The organism is Pyxidicoccus trucidator (genome assembly GCF_010894435.1).
Classification (GTDB): Bacteria; Myxococcota; Myxococcia; order Myxococcales; family Myxococcaceae; genus Myxococcus; species Myxococcus trucidator.
The window spans coordinates 446,641-465,522 of sequence record NZ_JAAIXZ010000009.1; the positions used below are offsets into that span (position 1 = coordinate 446,641).

Consider the following 18,882-nt stretch of genomic DNA (forward strand, 5'->3'; position numbering starts at 1 on the left):
GGGCGCGCCGGTCAGTCCAGGCCCACCTGGGCCATGAAGTCCACGCTCTTGAGGCGCCGGCCGAGGTGGTGGGAGATGAAGACGTTGAGCAGGCCGCGCGCCCGGGCGCGCAGGTCCGCGGGCAGCGGCGTGCGCTGGCCCTCCTGCAGCGCGCGCAGGCCCGACAGCAGCGCCACCGGCACCGCCACCGACTCGCGCGCGCGGCCGCCACAGGGCTCGCACACCGCGCCGCCGTGGGCCTGGTCGAAGCGGGGCCGCTCGCCGGGTGCTCCGCCGCACAGCGTGCAGGTGTCGAAGCGCGGCATCAGCCCGGCGTGCGCCAGCGCGGACAGCTCGAAGGCGAGCAGCGACGTGGGCCCGGCCTCCTTCGCGTCCAGCCGGACGAGGTACTCCTCCAGGAGGAGGAACAGCTCCGGGTGCGGCTCATGATCTCTCGTCAGCTCGCGGCACAGCTCCACCGCGTACAGCGCGCGGGCGATGAGGGACAGGTCCTCCCGCGCCGCGTAGTAGCCCGACACGATGTCCGCCGAGTCCAGCCGCACGGTGCTGCCGCGCGTCTCGACGATGTGCACGCGCAGCCGCATGAACGGCTCCAGCGCGCCCGCGAAGCGCCGCTTGCTCTTGCGGGCCCCGGCGGCGAAGGCCGTCAGCTTTCCGTGCTCACGCGTCAGCAGGGTGACGAGCCGATCCGCCTCCCCGTAGTCCATGGTGGACAGCACGAGCGCGTCATCGTCGAAACGCTCCATAGGAGTGATTCAACGCATGAGCGGGGAGGGAAGCTTCCCGCTCAGCACGAGGAACAGGTACACGCCCAGCAGCAGGGCCCCCACCAGCACGCTCAACCCCACGTACGCCCGCTTGCGCCGCTCCTGCTCCAACTGCACCGGCGACGGCGCCGGCACCGACTTGTCCACCTCCTCGTAGCGGAGCACCGCCTCCTCGGGGGACATGCCGATGACGTGCGCGTACGCCTTGATGTAGTTCACCACGAAGATGCGCGAGGGCAGCCGCTCCACCTGCCCGGCCTCCAGGGCCGCGATGAGGGTGGGAGGAATCTTCGTCTCCCGCGCGACGTCATCGCGCGAGAGCCCCCGAAGCTCCCTCTGCTGGCTGAGGTACTTGCCGAATTCGACGTGGTCCACGGAGTCCAGATAGCCAACCGGCTAGAGCTTTTCCAGCAACCTCCGGCAGTCATCCTTCATCTGGTGTTCAGCGGGCTTCGCTTTCGTCTCACAACCCGCGAAGGCCGCCTTCGCCTCGTCCACCTGGCCCCGCTTCGCCTGGCACACGCCCTCGCGCATGTAGGCATCCGCCGTCTCCGGGCAGCTCTCCCGGTAGCGGGTGAACTGGCGGCAGGCGTCGTCCGTGCGCCCCGTCTCGTCGTAGATGAGGCCCAGGTTCTTGTAGCCGAGGCAGAACGAGGGGTTCGTCGTCACCGCCGCCTTGATGTTTTCCAGCGCGCGGTCCGTCTCGCCCTTCTTGTAGTACGCCCAGCCCATGTTGCCCTGAGCGATGTAGGGCGTCGGGTAGACCATGTCGTTGAGGACCTGCTCGTAGAGCTTGATGGCCTGGTCATACCGGCCCTGGTCCAGGTGCACGTTGGCCAGGTTGTTGCGCGCCTCGGAGAACGTGGGACGGACCTTGAGGGCCCGCTCGTAGTGGGTCACGGCCTCGTCCGGCCGGCGGAAGGCCAGGTGCAGCAGCAGCCCCATGGCGTTGTTGGCCTCGGGGTAGTCCGGGTCATTCTCCAGCGACTGCTGCAGCTCGCGCACCGCGTCCTGCATGTGGCCCTGCTGCTGCGCCTGGAGGGCCAGGTCGTAGTGGATCTCCGCGCTCCGCCGCTCCTTCTCCGTCGGAGTGTGGGCACAACCAGCGGACACCAGGAGGAGCGCGAGCGAGCAGGACGCGAGGGCGAGGCGGGACATGGGGCGATGGGCTCTCAGCGGGAGAAAGGGGGGTTCAGAAGGCGGCGAGGAAGCGGCCCAGCGTGGTGGTGACGTTCTTCTTCTCCTCGGCGCGCGCCACCACGGCGGGCACGAGCTTCGGGTCCTTGAAGAACACGGGCAGCGTCTTGAGCCACTCGTCCTGCTGTGGGGGCGGCGCGGCGCGCCAGTTGGCGTCGTCCATCATGAAGCCGAGCGACTCCACGAAGGCCAGCGCGTCGCCCTCGTCTTCGCGGTACTCGTCCGCGTTGCTGTTGCGCCGGCCGGACAGGTACACCGCGCAGTCCCCGGCCTCGGCCAGATAGAGGTACACGAAGACGGCGGCGCCCTGCCCGCCGCGAATGCCCACGACGAAGGCCTGCGCCGGCCCGGCCTGCTTGCCGGGAATGGCCACGTGCGGCGTGTTGAGGGAGGTGTGCAGCGCGAGGATCTGCTCCCGCGTGGCGGGCAGGCCGCGGTAGCGCTCGTCGAGGTTGAACACGGTGGTGTCTCCGTTACCGGAAAAGCCCCTCGCCCGTCAGCGCGTGGTGAGGGTGTACTCCTGCGTGGCGTCCTGCGCGTCCGCCGCCGTCTTCTGGAAGCGGATGAGGGGGTTGTCGATCATCACATTGCCACCGCCCTCGTTGCCCTCGCCAATGATGACCCGGAATACGTGGCCGGGCGAATTGCTGCGCCGGCTTCCGGTGAGGACCTTCCGGGCAATCAGCGTCACCGTGTTCGCCCCGGGCAACAGGTGACGCGTGATGTCGGACACCACCTGGTCATCGTTGCCGCGCAGCTTCTGCAGCCACTTGGAGTTCACGAACACGTCGATGTCGTACTCGGTCATCCCCGGCACCGTCTGCTCCGTCACCAGGAAGTAGCGCTGGGTGATGCGCCCCGGCGTGGGGGAGGGAGCCACGGCCGGAGCCGCCGGCGCGGCGCCCGCGACGGGGGCCGCCGCCGGAGCTGGCGCCGTGGGCGCGGGAGCCACCGCCTGCGGCGCGGGGGCCGGCGTCGGGGCCGTGGCCACGGGCGCGGGCGGCGTCACCGTCGTCACCCGGGCCGCGTAGCCGGGCGCGTCGATGTGGACATTGCCGGCCTCGTCGATGCGGACGGTGGCCTTCTCGAACTTCTGGTTGGTGACGCCGTCAATCTTGACGCCATTGAGGAAGACGGAGCCGGCGAGCGCCCCGGTGGGGGCGAGGGCCAGCACGGCGAGAGCAACGCTCGAAAGCAGGCGATTCATGCGGGTCTCTCCTGGGAATCTCCAACAGTCCCGGGCACTTGCAACGCTTAGCGCACCCCAGGGGAAGGGACAAGGCGCGCGTGTACCCGGTTGGAGCGGCCGGGCCGCCCGGAGATTCACCCGCCTGTCAGGGGGCCGGCTGGACGGGCTCCGGGGGCAGCTCGCGCTGGGCCAGGGCCCAGTCGCCGCCCAGGCCGTGGCCTTCGCGGAAGCGCCGGAAGTCCCGCCGCACCGCGCGGGGGTAGCGCCGGAAGCGCTCCAGCTCCCCCTGTTTGATGGCGGTGCGGATGCGGGTGGGACCGGCGTTGTAGGCCATCAGGGCCAGCTCCAGGTCCCCACCGAAGCGCTCCTGCAGCGAGCTCAGGTAGCGGATGCCCAGGCGCACACAGAGTGCGGGGTCCGCCGTCACCTCCTCGCGGGACAGCCGCAGGCCCGCCTTCTCCGCCAGGAAGTGGAGCGTGCTCGGCTTGATCTGCATCAGCCCGCGCGCGCCCTTCTCGGAGATGGCCTCCTCCTCGAAGTCGGACTCCACATCGATGAGGGCCAGGATGAGCAGCGGATCATACTTCGTGAGTCGGGCCTCCTCGGCGATGGCCTGCCCGAGCTGCCGGCGCAGGGTGAGCCCCAGGTCCGGGGCCCGCCGCGCCAGCACCGCATCGATGAGGGCCGCCTCGGGCGAGGAGTGCTCCGCCGCCACCACCTCCGGCACCACGGGCGGCGCCGGGCGCTGGTCCAGCAGCGGCACCACCCGCGCGGACACGACGAGCGCCACCCCCGCCAGCAGCGGGAGCCGGGAGCAGCCAGAGCTCAGGGCGTGGAGATGTTCGAAGAGCCGCGTGCCGAAAGACCTCCCGCCCGTCCGGGCGGGGGCTTTCACTTGCGCTGCTCCAGTTCCTGGATGCGCTCGGCGAGCCGGTCCAACCGCGTGCCGAACGACGACAGCTCCTCACGACGGGGCAGCTTCAGCCGGGTGAGGGCCAGGCGCACACGCTCTTCGACGTTGTGCTCCAGGTCCTTGCGGTGTCCGGCCAGCCGCTCGGTGAAGTCACGCGCCTGCCGCTTCACCTCTTCCTGGCTCCAGCCGGCCACCGCCGCCACGCGCTGCACGGCGCGGGAGGCTTCCTCCTCCGCCGTGTTCACCGCCAGCAGGGCCTGACTCCAGAGCTTCTCGAAGGTCTCCGCGACGGCGTTCTTCTCTCGGGGGGCCTCGGGCTTGTTGTCCATGGGTCTCTCCGGGAGTGGGTCCCCCGGGCCGCCTGGCCCGGAAGGGTCGAGGAACGGCCGAAGTAAGCACACCCCCGACGTGAAGGGAACGACGGTGAGCCCCCTCCCCCGCCCTGAGTCCACTCAAGGAAAGGGGAGGTGATACCCACCGTCACAGGTTCTACGTTCTTCAGGCCCGCGGGGGCGACGACGGGCTGCTGGACGGCTTGGCGCCGCTCACCCGGCGGACCGGCTTCAGCAGCGCGTCCACCTTGCGCGACAGCTTCGCCAGCTCCTTGTTGAGGTCCTTGAGCTGGGCCTGGCTGGCCACGCCCACCGCCTCCACCACCTTCGTCTGGACGGTGTCCAGCCGCTTGCGAAGCTCGGTGCCGGCCGCGTCCACCTTCTTGCCCAGCTCCTGCACGCGCGGGTCCGCCAGCAGCTCACCGGCCTGCAGCTTGCCCCACAGCACCTGGGCCTCCTTCGCCGCCTCCTGGCCGCGGCTCTCCAGCGTCTTCACCACCTTCTGCGCCTCGCCCTCCAGCTCCTCGATGCGCTTCTGCGCCACGGCCAGCTGCGCCTTCAGGAACGTCTCCACCTGCGCAAGTCCGCTCTTCGCGGCCTCGGTGGCGGTGGCGGTGGCCTCCACCTTCGTGGTCTCCGTCGTGGTCTCGGTCGTCTCGTGCTTCGCGGTCATACCGTCCTCCCCTTTTCATCCCGGTCGTGCCGGGCGGTAGCCAGCTGCGTCAATCAGCTTCGTGCCCTGACTTAACGCAGCGCGCCATGACCGTCAAGTCAACCTGCGCAGAAATCACGGATACCCCGCCAAAAAGAAAACCGCCGCCCCGGTGTGGACACCGGAGGCGGCGGCAGTCTTCAGCGGAGCGCCCTTCCGGGCGGCCGGGTGCGGACTAGGCCGCGCCGGTCGTCTGGGTGCCCTCCGGGCGGGAGGGCGGCGGCGTCAGGGGGCCGTCGCCGTGCGTCGCGGCGAGCGCGGCCTCCATCTCGTTGACCTCGTCGGTCGGGCTCTCCACCTCGATGTCGAGGTGCTTGTAGTTCGGCAGGCCCGTGCCGGCGGGGATGAGCCGGCCCATGATGACGTTCTCCTTGAGGCCGCGCAGGTAGTCCACCTTGCCGTTGATGGCGGCCTCGGTGAGCACCTTGGTGGTCTCCTGGAAGGAGGACGCCGAGATGAACGACTCGGTGGAGAGCGAGGCCTTGGTGATGCCGAGCAGCAGCGGCTCACCCACGGCCGGGCGCTTGCCCTCGGCCATGACCTTCTCGTTCTCCTCCTCGAACACCCACTTCTCCACCTGCTCGTCGACGAGGAAGTTGGTGTCGCCCACGTCGGTGACGCGCACGCGGCGGAGCATCTGCCGCACGATGGTCTCGATGTGCTTGTCGTTGATCTTCACGCCCTGGAGTCGGTAGACCTCCTGCACTTCGTCCACCAGGTAGCGCGCCAGCTCCTTCTCGCCGAGCACCTTGAGGATGTCGTGCGGGTTCGCCGCGCCGTCCATCATCGCCTCGCCGGCCTTCACGCGGTCGCCGGAGTGGACGCTGATGTTCTTGCCCTTGGAGATCAGGTACTCCTTGGCCAGGTCGGTGCGCTGCTCGCCATTCACCTCGGGGGTGATGATGAGCTTGCGCTTGCCCTTGGTGTCCTTGCCGAACGACACCACGCCGTCGATTTCGGCAATCGCCGCCGCGTCCTTCGGCTTGCGCGCCTCGAAGAGCTCGGCCACGCGGGGCAGACCGCCCGTGATGTCCTTGGTCTTCGTCGTCTCGCGCGGCACCTTGGCGATGACCTCGCCCGGGTGGATTTCATCACTGTCGTTGACGGTGATGATGGAGCCCTGCGGCAGGAAGTAGCTCGCCGGGTTGCGGGAGCTGGGCAGGTCCTTCACGTTGCCATTCGCGTCGCGGATGGTGACGCGCGGGCGCGCCTCCGGGTCCTTGGACTCGATGATGGTCTTCCGGGACAGACCGGTGACCTCATCCAGCGTCTCGGACATCGTCACGCCTTCGATGATGTCCTCGTACCGGACGACACCGCCGACTTCGGTGAGCAGCGGAATCGCGAACGGGTCCCACTCGGCCACGAGCGTGCCCGCTTCGATGCGCTGCCCTTCCTTCACGAGGATGCGGGCGCCGTAGATGACCTGGTAGCGCTCGCGCTCGCGGCCCGAGTCGTCCACCACGACGAGCTCGCCGTTGCGGTTCATGGCCACCAGCGTGCCGTCCAGCTTCTGAACGGTGCTCAGCGCCGCGAACTTCACGGTACCCGCGTAGCGGTTCTCCAGGCTGGACTGCTCCGCGCGCCGCGTCGCCGCACCACCGATGTGGAAGGTGCGCATCGTGAGCTGGGTACCCGGCTCGCCGATGGACTGCGCCGCGATGACGCCGACCGCCTCACCCACGGACACCTTGCGGCCGCGGGCCAGGTCACGGCCGTAGCACTCCACGCAGATGCCGCGCTTGGCCTGGCACGTGAGCACCGAGCGGATCTTCACCTTGTCCAGGCCGCTGTTCTCGATCCGGCGGACGCGGTCCTCGTCGATCTCCTCGTTGGCGCGCACCAGCACCTCGCCCGTGACGGGGTCGAGGATGTCGTCCAGGGCCACGCGGCCGAGGATGCGCTCACCGAGCGGCTCGATGATCTCGCCGCCCTCCACCAGGGCGCCGATGAACAGGCCGTCCATGGTGCCGCAGTCGTACTCGTTGATGATGGCGTCCTGCGCCACGTCGACGAGACGGCGGGTGAGGTAGCCGGAGTTGGCCGTCTTGAGCGCCGTGTCCGCCAGGCCCTTGCGGGCGCCGTGCGTGGAGATGAAGTACTGGAGCACGGAGAGGCCTTCACGGAAGTTGGCCGTGATGGGCGTCTCGATGATTTCGCCGGACGGCTTCGCCATCAGGCCGCGCATACCCGCCAGCTGGCGGATCTGCTGGGCGCTACCACGCGCGCCCGAGTCGGCCATGATGTAGATGGGGTTGAAGGACGGCTGCTTGCGCGTCTCGCGCTTGCCGTCGCGGTCGCCCGTCGTCTCCTCGCCGGAGATCTGCTGCATCATCTCCTGGGCGACCTTCTCCGTCACCTCGGCCCAGATATCGATGACCTTGTTGTAGCGCTCACCGTCGGTGATGAGGCCCTCGAGGTACTGGTTCTCGATCTCCGACACTTCCTTGCGCGCGTAGTCCAGGAACTCCTGCTTCTTCGCAGGGATGATCATGTCCTTGAGCGCGATGGAGATGCCGGCGCGGGTGGCGTTGTAGTAGCCGAGGCTGCGGATGCGGTCGGCCAGCAGCACCGTCTCCTTCTCGCCGGTGAGGCGGTAGCAGAGGTCGATGAGGCCGCCGAGCGACTTCTTGTCGAGCACCTTGTTGATGGCGTCGAAGCCCACGCGGCGCGGCACCACGTCCCAGAGCATGACGCGGCCGACGGTGGTCTCCTTGCGGACGCCGTCGATGCGGCAGACGACCTTCGCCTGCAGGTGCACCTCGCCGTGGTCGTACGCGGCCCGCACCTCGTCCGGAGACGAGAAGATGCGGCCCTCGCCGTTGGCGAACTCACGGGCGCGGGTCATGTAGTAGATGCCGAGCACCATGTCCTGCGTCGGGACGATGATGGGCTTGCCGTTCGCGGGGCTGAGGATGTTGTTGGTCGACATCATCAGCACGCGGGCCTCCATCTGGGCTTCGATGGAGAGCGGCACGTGCACGGCCATCTGGTCGCCGTCGAAGTCCGCGTTGAAGGCGGCGCACACCAGCGGGTGCAGCTGGATGGCCTTGCCCTCGATGAGGACCGGCTCGAAGGCCTGCATGCCCAGGCGGTGCAGCGTGGGCGCGCGGTTGAGGAGCACCGGGTGCTCGCGGATGACGTCCTCGAGGATGTCCCAGACCTCAGGACGCTCCTTCTCCACCATCTTCTTCGCTGACTTGATGGTGGTGACGTAGCCCTTCTCTTCGAGCTTGTTGTAGATGAACGGCTTGAACAGCTCGAGCGCCATGATCTTCGGCAGGCCGCACTGGTGCAGGCGCAGCTCGGGACCGACGACGATGACGGAGCGGCCCGAGTAGTCCACGCGCTTGCCGAGCAGGTTCTGACGGAACCGGCCCTGCTTGCCCTTGAGCATGTCGGACAGCGACTTCAGCGGCCGCTTGTTGGGGCCGGTGATGGTCTTGCCGCGGCGGCCGTTGTCGAACAGCGCGTCGACGGCCTCCTGGAGCATCCGCTTCTCGTTGCGGATGATGATGTCCGGCGCGTTCAGCTCCTGGAGCCGCTTGAGGCGGTTGTTCCGGTTGATGACGCGGCGGTACAGGTCGTTCAGGTCGGAGGTCGCGAAGCGGCCACCGTCCAGGGGGACCAGCGGGCGCAGGTCCGGCGGAATCACCGGAATCACGTCCAGCATCATCCACTCGGGCTTGTTGCCGGAGACGCGGAACGCCTCGGCCACCTTCAGGCGCTTGGCGTACTTCTTCCGCTTCGCCTCGCTGGAGGTCTCCCGCATGTCCTTGCGGAGCTCCTCGGACAGCTTCTCCACGTCCAGCGACTTGAGCATCTCCCGGACGGCCTCGCCGCCCATGCCCGTGGTGAAGGAGTCCTCACCGTGCTCCTGGAAGAGCCGGTGCATCTTCTCCTCGCTGATGAGTTCGCCCTTCTGCAGGGGCGTCGCCTTCGGGTCGAGGACGATGTAGCTCTCGCAGTAGAGGACCTTCTCCAGCTCCTTCAGGGTGATGTCGAGCAGGTTGCCGATGCGGCTCGGCAGCGACTTGAGGAACCAGATGTGGGCCACGGGCGTGGCCAGGGTGATGTGGCCCAGGCGCTCACGACGCACCTTGGACTGGATGACCTCCACGCCGCACTTCTCGCACACCACGCCCCGGTGCTTCATGCGCTTGTACTTGCCGCAGTTGCACTCGTAGTCCTTCACCGGCCCGAAGATGCGGGCGCAGAACAGGCCGTCCCGCTCCGGCTTGAAGGTACGGTAGTTGATCGTCTCCGGCTTCTTCACTTCGCCGTGAGACCACTGGCGGATCTTGTCGGGCGACGCCAGCGCGATGCGGATGGCGTTGAACGACAGCGGGTCCTTCGGCTTCTCGAAGAAGTTGAAAATGTCCTTCACGTTGCCTCCGAAATCTCGTTAGGCGCCCCACTCGGGGGTCGCCAGCTGATTCGGGCCCCCGCCCTGGACCCGGCCGCGCCCGCCCCTCGAAGGGGCGGCGGGCGGCCGGTCAGGCGGGCGCTCCGGCTCTGAATCAGGCCTCAGTCCCCGTCTTGTTGCTGCGCTCCTCGCCGTCACCGCCGCCGAGGAAGTCGCCTCCGAAGCTGCGCTGCCGCTCCGGGGGGGCGTGCTCCAGCAGCTCCACGTCGAGCGCCAGGGACTGCAGTTCCTTGAGGAGCACGTTGAACGACTCGGGCAGGCCGCTCTCGAGGACGTTGTCGCCCTTGACGATGGCCTCGTACATGCGCGTGCGGCCCACCACGTCGTCCGACTTGACGGTGAGGAACTCCTGCAGCGTGTACGCCGCGCCGTAGGCCTCCATCGCCCAGACTTCCATCTCTCCCAGACGCTGGCCGCCGAACTGGGCCTTGCCGCCCAGGGGCTGCTGCGTGACGAGCGAGTAGGGCCCGATGGAGCGGGCGTGGATCTTCTCGTCCACCAGGTGGTGCAGCTTCAGCATGTACATGACGCCCACGGTGACGTTCTGGTCGAACGGCTCACCGGTGCGCCCGTCGAAGAGCACCATCTGGCCGGTGCGCGGCAGGTGGCCCTCGTCCAGCAGCTTGTGGATCTCCAGCTCGTGGGCGCCGTCGAACACCGGAGTGGCCACGTGGATGCCGCGCTTGGAGCGGCGGCACAGCTGGACGATCTCCTCGTCGCTGAGGGTGTCGAGGAACTCGCCGAACTTCGGCTCGTCGTAGATGACCTTGAGCCGCTCCTTGATGGCCGCGGAGCTCCAGTTGGCCTCCACGTACTGCTGGAGCGCCTCACCGGTGCCCTTGGCCGCCCAGCCCAGGTGCGTCTCGAGGATCTGCCCGATGTTCATGCGGCTGGGAACGCCGAGCGGGTTGAGGACGATGTCCACCGGACGCCCGTCCTCCAGGTACGGCATGTCCTCCTCGGGGAGGATGCGGGACACGACGCCCTTGTTCCCGTGGCGGCCGGCCATCTTGTCGCCGACGGCGAGCTTGCGCTTGATGGCGACGTACACCTTCACCATCTTGATGACGCCCGGAGGCAGCTCATCGCCCTTCTTGATGCGGGCGATCTTCTCGCCGAAGGCCAGCTTCACGGCCTCCTTCGTCTCCTCCAGATTGCGGAGGACGTCGCGCATGCGGGAGTCGAGCGGGTCGCCCACGGAGATCTCGCCCCAGTACTTGTAGGGCACCGTGGTGAGCAGCTCGTCGTTGAGGATGTCCCCCTTCTTCAGGAGGATCTTCCCCTTGTCGTCCACGAGCTTGCCCTGGACCTCCTTGCCGCGCACCAGCGTGCGGATGCGGGCGAAGGCGCTGTCCTGGAGGACCTTGATCTCGTCGTTCTGGTCCTTGAGGAGCTTCGCCTCCTCCATCGACTCGATCTGCTTGGCGCGCTCGTCCTTCTCCACGCCCTTGCGGCTGAACACCTTGGCGTTGATGACGGTGCCCACCACGCCCGGCGGCACGCGCAGGGAGCTGTCACGCACGTCGCCGGCCTTCTCGCCGAAGATGGCGCGGAGCAGCTTCTCTTCCGGGGAGAGCTGCGTCTCGCCCTTCGGGGTGATCTTGCCCACCAGCACGTCGCCGGGCTTCACCTCGGCGCCGATGCGGATGATGCCGCTCTCGTCGAGGTCCTTGAGGGCCTCCTCACCCACGTTCGGGATGTCGCGGGTGATCTCCTCCTTGCCCAGCTTGGTGTCGCGCGCGATGCACTCGAACTCCTCGATGTGGATCGACGTGAAGACGTCGTCCTTGAGGATGCGCTCGCTGATGAGGATGGAGTCCTCGAAGTTGTAGCCCTGCCACGGCATGAACGCGACGACCACGTTCTGCCCCAGCGCCAGCTCACCCGTCTCGGTGGCCGGGCCGTCGGCGATGACGTCACCCTTGCGCACCCGGTCGCCCTTGTTGACGATGGGCTTCTGGTTGAGGCAGGTGTTCTGGTTGGAGCGCTGGTACTTGAGCAGGTTGTAGATGTCGACCTCGCTCGTCACGTCGCTCAGCCCGGCCGGCACGTCCGCCTTCACCACGATGCGGCCGGCGTCCACGCTCTCCACCACGCCGTCGCGGCGGGCCACGCACGTCACGCCCGAGTCGCGCGCGACGATGGCCTCGATGCCCGTGCCCACCAACGGGGCCGCGGTGCGCAGCAGGGGCACCGCCTGGCGCTGCATGTTGGAGCCCATGAGCGCGCGGTTCGCGTCGTCGTTCTCCAGGAAGGGAATGAGCGACGCGGCCACCGACACCAGCTGGTTCGGGGACACGTCCATCAGGTCCACGTCCTCGGCGCGAGCCTGGACGAACTCACCGCCGCGGCGGCTGGACACCAGCGCGTTGGCGAACTTGCCCTTCTTGTCCGTCTCGGCGTTCGCCTGGGCGATGGTGTGCTTCTCCTCCTCAAGCGCGGAGTAGAAGGCCACGTCCGTCGTCACGATGCCCGCTTCCACCTTGCGGTACGGCGTCTCGACGAAGCCGAACTCGTTGACTCGGGCGTACGTGGACAGCGACGCGATGAGGCCGATGTTCGGGCCTTCCGGCGTCTCGATGGGGCAGATGCGGCCGTAGTGCGTCGGGTGCACGTCGCGCACCTCGAAGCCCGCGCGCTCGCGGGTGAGGCCGCCGGGCCCGAGGGCGGACAGACGACGCTTGTGGGTGACCTCGGACAGGGGGTTCGTCTGGTCCATGAACTGCGACAGCTGGCTGGACCCGAAGAACTCCTTGATGACCGCCGTGACGGGCTTGGCGTTGATGAGGTCGTGCGGCATGAGCGTCTCGATCTCCTGGAGGCTCATGCGCTCCTTGATCGCCCGCTCCATGCGCACTAGGCCGATGCGGTACTGGTTCTCCAGCAGCTCGCCCACCGCGCGGACGCGGCGGTTGCCCAGGTGGTCGATGTCGTCGATGGTCCCCTTGCCGTTCTTCAGATCGATCAGGTAGCGGATCACCTCGAGGATGTCCCGCTTGGTGAGGATCTGCCCGTCGAGAGGCTCCTCGAGGCCGAACTTGAAGTTCAGCTTGAGGCGACCGACCTTGGACAGGTCGTAGCGCTCGGGGTTGAAGAACAGGTTGGTGAACAGGTTGATCGCCGTCTCCGGCGTCGGCGGATCGCCGGGACGCAGGCGGCGGTAGATCTCCATGATGGACTGCTCGGGCGTCTCGAGCTTGTCCAGCATCAACGTCTCACGCAGGTACGGGCCCACGTTGAGGTTGTCGATGAAGAGGACCTTGAACTCCTTGATGTTGCGCTTGAGGAGCTCGTCGACCTTGTCCTGCGAGACTTCCTCGTTGCACTCGAGGATGACCTCGCCGGTGTTCTCGTCCACCACGTCGTAGGCGGACACCTTGGTGAAGAGCTCGTCCGCGTCGATGGGGAGCGTCTTCATCTTCGCCGCTTCGAGCTTCTTGATGGCGGCGCGGGTGAACTTGCGGTTCTTCTTGACGATCAGCTCGCCCGTCTTCGTCTTGATGTCGCGCGTGGCGCGCTGCCCGGGGAGCAGCTCGAGCTCGACGCTCTTCTCGAAGTCCTGCGCGCTCTGGAGGTAGATGGTCTCCGTCGCGTAGTAGTAGTTGAGGATCTCCTCGGTGGAGCCCTTGAACTCCAGCGGGTTCTTCTTCGCGGTGTCGCTGACGGCGCCCAGCGCGCGGATGAGCACGGTGGCCGGCAGCTTGCGGCGCCGGTCGATGCGCACGTACAGCAGGTCCTTGTGGTCGAACTCGAAGTCGATCCACGAACCGCGGTAGGGAATGATGCGGGCGTTGTAGAGCAGCTTGCCAGACGAGTGGCTCTTGCCCTTGTCGTGGTCGAAGAAGGCACCCGGGCTGCGGTGCAGCTGGCTCACCACCACGCGCTCGGTGCCGTTGATGATGAAGGTGCCGTTCTGGGTCATCAGCGGGATTTCCCCGAAGTAGACCTCCTGCTCCTTCACGTCACGGATGGACTGGGCGCCAGTCTCCTCGTCCTTGTCCCACACGACCAGGCGGACGACGACCTTGATGGGCGCCGAGTAGGTCATGCCACGCTGGTGGCACTCATCGACGTCGTACTTCGGCTTCTCCAGGTGATAGCTGACGAACTCCAGCGAAGAAGTCTCGTTGAAGTCGCGGATCGGAAAGACGGACTTGAAGACACCCTGAAGACCGACGTCCTCACGCTTCTCCGGCGCGATGTCCGCCTGGAGGAACTTCTCGTAGGACTGCTTCTGGATGTTGATAAGATTGGGAATGTCGATGATCTTCGCGATCTTCGCGAAGGTCTTCCGCACGCGGAAATTGTTCTGGATCTGCGTCGGCATTCTGGCTCCGGGGACGACTGCTCGGGCGGGCAAACATCAGTAACGCGCGGCGGCGCCGGGAAATTTGTAACTGTCAAATGGGCAAAGCCGGCACCCCCTCGCTGGGAGCGCCGGCCTGCTCATCCGGTCAGGAGGCTGCCTGAAAATTCCCGGAAAACCGGGCAGCCCCTGTAGGCGTTACTTGACTTCGACGGTGGCGCCAGCCGCGGTGAGCTGGTCCTTGATCTTCTTGGCGTCGTCCTTGTTGACGCCTTCCTTGACGTTCTTCGGGGCGCCCTCGACCAGGTCCTTGGCCTCCTTCAGGCCCAGGCCGGTGATGGCGCGGATCTCCTTGATGACGTTGATCTTGTTGGCGCCGGCGTTGGCCAGCACCACCGTGAACTCCGTCTTCTCCTCGGCGGGAGCGGCGGCGGCGGCGGCCGGGCCGGCGGCCACGGCGACGGCAGCGGCGGAGACGCCCCACTTGGACTCCAGCTGCTTCACCAGCTCCGCAGCCTCCATGACGGTCAGCGAGGAGAGCTGGTCAACAATCGAATTCAGGTCAGCCATTGAACTGTGTCCTTCTGGTTTCGACTAACGGCCCCCATCCCCCGAGGGGAGGTACGGCCGAAGGGTGTTGGTAGGAAAACTTCTCGGTTGGATGAGGGAAACTACCCCTGCGACTTGTCCGCGTGGGCCTGCAGCACCCGCGCGAGCTGGGAACCCGGGGCGGCAATCGTCCGGACCAGCTTGCCTGCCGGCTGGTTCAGCATGCCCAGCAGCTGGGCGCGCAGCTCCGGCAGACCCGGCAGCTTCGCCAGGGCCTTCACGCCGTTGACGTCGACCTTGCGGCCTTCGACGACGGCGACGCGGATCTTGATCTTGTCCTCGAGGTCCTTCGTGAACTCGGTCAGGATCTTCGCCGGGGCCACCACATCGCCGTAGCTGATGCACAGGGCCACGGGGCCCGTGAAGTCATCGGCGATGACCGACACGGACGTGCCCTGCGCCGCACGGCGCGCCAGCGTGTTCTTGATGACCTTGTACTCGACGCCGCCCTCGCGGAACTTCTTGCGCAGCTTCGTCACCGTCTCCACGTCCACCTTGGAGAACTCGGCGACAACGGCCGACTTGGTCCGCGAGAACTTCTCGTGGAGCTCCTTGATCATCTCTTCCTTCTCGCTCTTCAGCACTTTGACTCACCTCCTTCTTGGCCCGCCCCAATCAGGACGGGCGTGATGCCTGGGCCAAAGTGGCAGAGCGAGAGGAGCCTCCGAGAGGCACCACACCGCACCCTCAGTCTCGGCAGGGCTGACCTTACGGTCGTTTGAACCCCGGGTTGAGAGAACCGCCCGACCGGTTGCCCGGTTCCCAACGGGACATGTCCGCTCTTCCCTGGGTCCCTGCTGTCATGAACCAGGTCGGAACACCGCGTCTCGCGACGTGGCGCTCCAATTGCAAAAGCCGGGGGCCTATACCCCCGGCTTCAGCAAAGATCCAGAACTTTCGAACCTGTGACGTCAGACGGGCGACGGGCCTGACGACCCCGTTGGGGGTCTCACGCCCGCCTGCCCTCCTTGGCCGCCTAGCGGTGGCGAGCCTGGATTTCCGTGGTGTCGAGCTTGATGCCCGGCCCCATCGTCGTGGAGATGGCGATGCCCTGGAGGTAGACGCCCTTGGCGGTGGCCGGCTTGAGCTTCATCACCAGGTCCACCAGCGCGTTGAAGTTGGCCTCGAGCTTGTCCTGCTCGAAGGAGGCCTTGCCCATCTTCGCGTGGACGATACCGGCCTTCTCGGCGCGGAAGTCGACCTTACCGCCCTTGGCGTCGCGAACGGCCTTGGCGACGTCCATGGTGACGGTGCCCACCTTCGGGTTGGGCATGAGGCCGCGGGGGCCGAGCACCTTACCGAGGCGACCGACGACACCCATCATGTCCGGGGTGGCGATGACGGTGTCGAAGTCGAGGAAGCCCTCCTCGATGCGCTTCTGGAGGTCCTCGGCGCCGACGATGTCCGCACCAGCGTTGCCGGCCTCCGTCGCGCGCTCGCCCTTGGCGAACACGGCCACGCGCACGGTGGCGCCGGTGCCGTGCGGGAGCACCACGGCGCCACGGACCATCTGGTCCGCGTGCTTCGGGTCCACGCCCAGGTTGATGGCGACATCCACCGTCTGGTCGTACTTGGAGGCACGCGCCTCCACCGTCTTCTTCAAGAGCGCGAAGCCCTCGGAGATCGGGTAACGCTTCTCGCGGTCCACCAGCGCGGCGGCCGCACGGAACTTCTTCCCATTCTGAGCCATGACAGAAATCCTTGTCGTGAGTGGGGTGGGCGGCGGCCTAGCCGACCACGTCGATGCCCATGGAGCGCGCGGTGCCAGCAATGGTGTTCATGCAGGCCTCGAGCGACGCGGCGGTGGTGTCCTGGATCTTCTTCTTGGCGATGTCCTCGAGCTGAGCGCGGGTGATCTGACCCACCTTCTCCTTGCCCGGCTTCTTCGCGCCAGAACCCTTCTTCTTGTCGGTGTGCAGGCCCGCCGCCTTCTTGATGAGGATGGCCGCGGGAGGCGTCTTCAGGATGAAGGTGAAGGAGCGGTCCGCATACACGGTGATGATCACCGGGATGATGAGCCCTTCCTTGGCCTCCGCCTGCGTCTTGGCGTTGAACTGCTTGCAGAACTCCATGATGTTCACGCCCTGCTGACCGAGCGCGGGGCCGATCGGCGGGGCGGGGTTCGCCTTGCCGGCGGGAATCTGCAGCTTGACCTGTCCTGTGACCTTCTTCATCGGCTGACGACTGCCTTTCGAGGGGGTGGTACCAGCGGGCCGCCAGACGGGGAGGCCCTCCCACCCATGGGTCCGCGCCCGTCACCGGGCACGGAAGCGCGTGCGGCGCGGCCTCCAGATGGAGGGCGCGCCGCGAAAACACGAGCTAACCGGTGGTCTTCTCCACCTGCATGAAGTCCAGCTCCACGGGGGTGGCGCGGCCGAAGATGCTCACGAGCACCTTGACCCGGCCCTTCTCCGCGTTGACCTCTTCCACCGTGCCGTTGAAGTTGGCGAACGGGCCGTCGATGACGCGCACCGTGTCACCCTCGTCGAACTGCACCTTGGGCTTCGGCTTGAGCGTGCCCTCGGAGATCTGCGAGGTGAGCCGGGCCACTTCCTGGTCGGAGATGGGCAGCGGGTTCTGGTGCTGCGCCGTGCCCGGAAAGCCGGTGATCTTCGGCGTGTTCTTCACCAGGTGGAGCGTCCGGTCGTTCAGCTCCATCTGCACGAAGATGTAGCCAGGGAAGAACTTGCGGCGAGACGTCTTCTTCTCACCCTTCACCATCTCGACGACCTGCTCCATGGGAATCAGGATTTCGCCAAACTGGTCCTGGAGCCCTTCAAGGCGCACCTTCTCCTCGAGGCTCTTCTTCGCCTGGTTCTCGAAGTTCGAGTAGGTATGGACCACGTACCATTTCATCGCCATTACAGCTTCCCCCACACGCTGGGCAGCCATTCCACCATCAAGTTGTAGGCGATGGTGTCGATGAAGAAGAGCAGTACGGCGGCCACGAGCGAGGCGACGACCACGGCCATGGTCGACGCCCGGGTCTCCGACCAGGTCGGCCAGGTGACCTTCATCAGCTCGGAAGCCACATCGAGCGAGAGCGTGTGGGTGCGTGGATGGAAGTACGCGCCAACGGCCAACCCCACGGCGAGCAGGTAGCCAATCAGCGTGGACACCTTCCAGTCCATGCCCTCGATGAGGACGGGGTCGCCCCAGCCAAACCGGGCCCAGAGCAACCCGAAGACACGCTCCAGGAAGAGGGCCAGGATGATGCCGGCGAGGAGATAGAAGATGACCACGAGCCGCTTCGGGTCCATTGCCGAGCGGTTAGCCTGCTGGCTGGCCTCTGATGCCGTCGCCATGGTGCCTCACTGGGGTACTACGGATGCGAAAACGTGGGACTGCGAAAACACAGGAACCCCCGGTACCTCCAGGTACCGGGGGCCCCGCTCCCACTGAGAGTTGGCAGGCCAGGAGGGATTCGAACCCCCAACACGCGGATTTGGAGACCGCTGCTCTACCGTTGGAGCTACTGGCCTAGAACCTTCCCTGGAACTACCGACCTAGACCTTACCTTCCTTGTGGTCTTGATGCTTGCGGCACCGAGGGCAGAACTTGCTCAGCTCGAGCTTGTCCTGGCTCTTCCGCTTGTTCTTCGTGGTCGTGTAGTTCCGCTCCTTGCACACAGTGCACTCGAGCGAAATGATGGAACGATTGCCCTTCGGCATGACCTACCTCACCAGATACGAGAGGGGAAGGCTACCACGAAGGAGCCCTCCCCTCGAATCGGGACTGTTGAGCCCGGCAACCCGAAGGCCGCCCAGGCAAGTTACTCGATGATCTCGGCCACGACGCCGGCGCCCACGGTGCGACCGCCCTCGCGAACGGCGAAGCGGAGCTCCTTCTCCATGGCCACCGGGGTGATGAGCTCCACCTCGATAGCAATGTTGTCGCCCGGCATCACCATTTCCACGTTGTCCGGCAGCTTCACCGTGCCCGTCACGTCCGTGGTGCGGAAGTAGAACTGGGGACGGTAGCCCTTGAAGAACGGGGTGTGACGACCACCCTCCTCCTTCGAGAGGACGTAGATCTGCGCCTTGAACTTGGTGTGCGGGGTGATGCTGCCCGGCTTGGCCAGCACCTGGCCACGCTCCAGGTCCTCACGCTTCAGGCCACGCACCAGCGCGCCGATGTTGTCGCCCGCCATGCCCTGGTCCAGCAGCTTGCGGAACATCTCCACGCCCGTCACGACGGTCTTCTGCGTGGGACGCAGGCCGACGATTTCGACTTCCTCGCCCACCTTGACGATGCCGCGCTCGACGCGGCCCGTCGCCACCGTGCCACGGCCGGCGATGGAGAACACGTCTTCCACCGGCATCAGGAAGGGCTTGTCGGTGGCGCGCACCGGGGTGGGGATGTAGCTGTCCACCGCCTCCATCAGCTTCAGGATGGACGGCTCGCCGATGTCGCTGGTGTCACCCTCCAGCG

Annotated in this window: 18 protein-coding genes and 1 tRNA gene; all 19 read right to left on the reverse strand. The window is 66.6% G+C overall.

Annotated features, from left to right (window positions below):
- Positions 1-11 precede the first annotated feature (11 nt).
- A complete protein-coding gene (gene recO / locus G4D85_RS26255; protein ID WP_164016727.1) occupies positions 12-746 on the reverse strand; it encodes a DNA repair protein RecO in 735 nt (244 codons plus the stop codon).
- A 9-nt stretch (positions 747-755) separates the two neighbouring features.
- Positions 756-1,142 carry a helix-turn-helix domain-containing protein gene (locus G4D85_RS26260; protein ID WP_164016728.1) on the reverse strand — a complete coding sequence of 129 codons (387 nt, stop codon included), beginning with the start codon at positions 1,140-1,142 and terminating at the stop codon, positions 756-758.
- A 21-nt stretch (positions 1,143-1,163) separates the two neighbouring features.
- Positions 1,164-1,925, reverse strand: a complete 762-nt coding sequence (gene tgl, locus G4D85_RS26265; protein WP_164016729.1) for a social motility TPR repeat lipoprotein Tgl — start codon at positions 1,923-1,925, stop codon at positions 1,164-1,166.
- 34 nt (positions 1,926-1,959) lie between these two features.
- Positions 1,960-2,424, reverse strand: coding sequence for a social motility and stimulation tgl protein (locus G4D85_RS26270; protein WP_164016730.1), 465 nt, complete (start codon positions 2,422-2,424; stop codon positions 1,960-1,962).
- Positions 2,425-2,460: 36 nt separating this feature from the next.
- Complete coding sequence (locus G4D85_RS26275) at positions 2,461-3,171, reverse strand: hypothetical protein (RefSeq protein WP_164016731.1); 711 nt, start codon at positions 3,169-3,171, stop codon at positions 2,461-2,463.
- Between the two features lie 127 nt (positions 3,172-3,298).
- A complete protein-coding gene (locus G4D85_RS26280; RefSeq protein ID WP_164016732.1) occupies positions 3,299-4,048 on the reverse strand; it encodes a lytic transglycosylase domain-containing protein in 750 nt (249 codons plus the stop codon).
- On the reverse strand, positions 4,045-4,395 hold the full coding sequence (locus G4D85_RS26285; RefSeq protein ID WP_164016733.1) for a phasin family protein: 351 nt from the start codon (positions 4,393-4,395) through the stop codon (positions 4,045-4,047). The genes G4D85_RS26280 and G4D85_RS26285 overlap by 4 nt, the downstream gene beginning before the upstream one ends.
- A gap of 169 nt (positions 4,396-4,564) precedes the next feature.
- Positions 4,565-5,071: a hypothetical protein gene (locus G4D85_RS26290; protein ID WP_164016734.1), complete on the reverse strand. Its 507-nt coding sequence runs from the start codon at positions 5,069-5,071 to the stop codon at positions 4,565-4,567.
- A gap of 214 nt (positions 5,072-5,285) precedes the next feature.
- The gene (gene rpoC / locus G4D85_RS26295; RefSeq protein WP_164016735.1) at positions 5,286-9,497 is read right to left on the reverse strand and encodes a DNA-directed RNA polymerase subunit beta'; all 4,212 of its coding nucleotides are present in this window, start codon (positions 9,495-9,497) and stop codon (positions 5,286-5,288) included.
- A gap of 133 nt (positions 9,498-9,630) precedes the next feature.
- On the reverse strand, positions 9,631-13,863 hold the full coding sequence (rpoB, locus tag G4D85_RS26300) for a DNA-directed RNA polymerase subunit beta (protein WP_164016736.1): 4,233 nt from the start codon (positions 13,861-13,863) through the stop codon (positions 9,631-9,633).
- 177 nt (positions 13,864-14,040) lie between these two features.
- The gene (rplL, locus tag G4D85_RS26305) at positions 14,041-14,412 is read right to left on the reverse strand and encodes a 50S ribosomal protein L7/L12 (protein WP_164016737.1); all 372 of its coding nucleotides are present in this window, start codon (positions 14,410-14,412) and stop codon (positions 14,041-14,043) included.
- 101 nt (positions 14,413-14,513) lie between these two features.
- A complete protein-coding gene (gene rplJ / locus G4D85_RS26310; protein ID WP_164016738.1) occupies positions 14,514-15,035 on the reverse strand; it encodes a 50S ribosomal protein L10 in 522 nt (173 codons plus the stop codon).
- Between the two features lie 392 nt (positions 15,036-15,427).
- The gene (gene rplA / locus G4D85_RS26315; RefSeq protein WP_164016739.1) at positions 15,428-16,141 is read right to left on the reverse strand and encodes a 50S ribosomal protein L1; all 714 of its coding nucleotides are present in this window, start codon (positions 16,139-16,141) and stop codon (positions 15,428-15,430) included.
- Positions 16,142-16,178: 37 nt separating this feature from the next.
- Positions 16,179-16,625 carry a 50S ribosomal protein L11 gene (rplK, locus tag G4D85_RS26320; RefSeq protein WP_164016740.1) on the reverse strand — a complete coding sequence of 149 codons (447 nt, stop codon included), beginning with the start codon at positions 16,623-16,625 and terminating at the stop codon, positions 16,179-16,181.
- A 145-nt stretch (positions 16,626-16,770) separates the two neighbouring features.
- Entirely contained in the window at positions 16,771-17,313 is a 543-nt protein-coding gene (gene nusG / locus G4D85_RS26325; protein ID WP_164016741.1) for a transcription termination/antitermination protein NusG, read from the reverse strand.
- Positions 17,313-17,756, reverse strand: coding sequence for a preprotein translocase subunit SecE (gene secE / locus G4D85_RS26330; RefSeq protein WP_164016742.1), 444 nt, complete (start codon positions 17,754-17,756; stop codon positions 17,313-17,315). Before secE ends, nusG begins: the two co-directional genes overlap by 1 nt.
- Positions 17,757-17,857: 101 nt before the next feature.
- Positions 17,858-17,933: transfer RNA gene (locus G4D85_RS26335), tRNA-Trp, on the reverse strand.
- Between the two features lie 24 nt (positions 17,934-17,957).
- Positions 17,958-18,122, reverse strand: coding sequence for a 50S ribosomal protein L33 (gene rpmG / locus G4D85_RS26340; RefSeq protein ID WP_011553120.1), 165 nt, complete (start codon positions 18,120-18,122; stop codon positions 17,958-17,960).
- Positions 18,123-18,223: 101 nt separating this feature from the next.
- The coding region (locus tag G4D85_RS26345) for an EF-Tu C-terminal domain-related protein (protein ID WP_240359504.1) at positions 18,224-18,882 on the reverse strand (659 nt) is incomplete at its 5' end.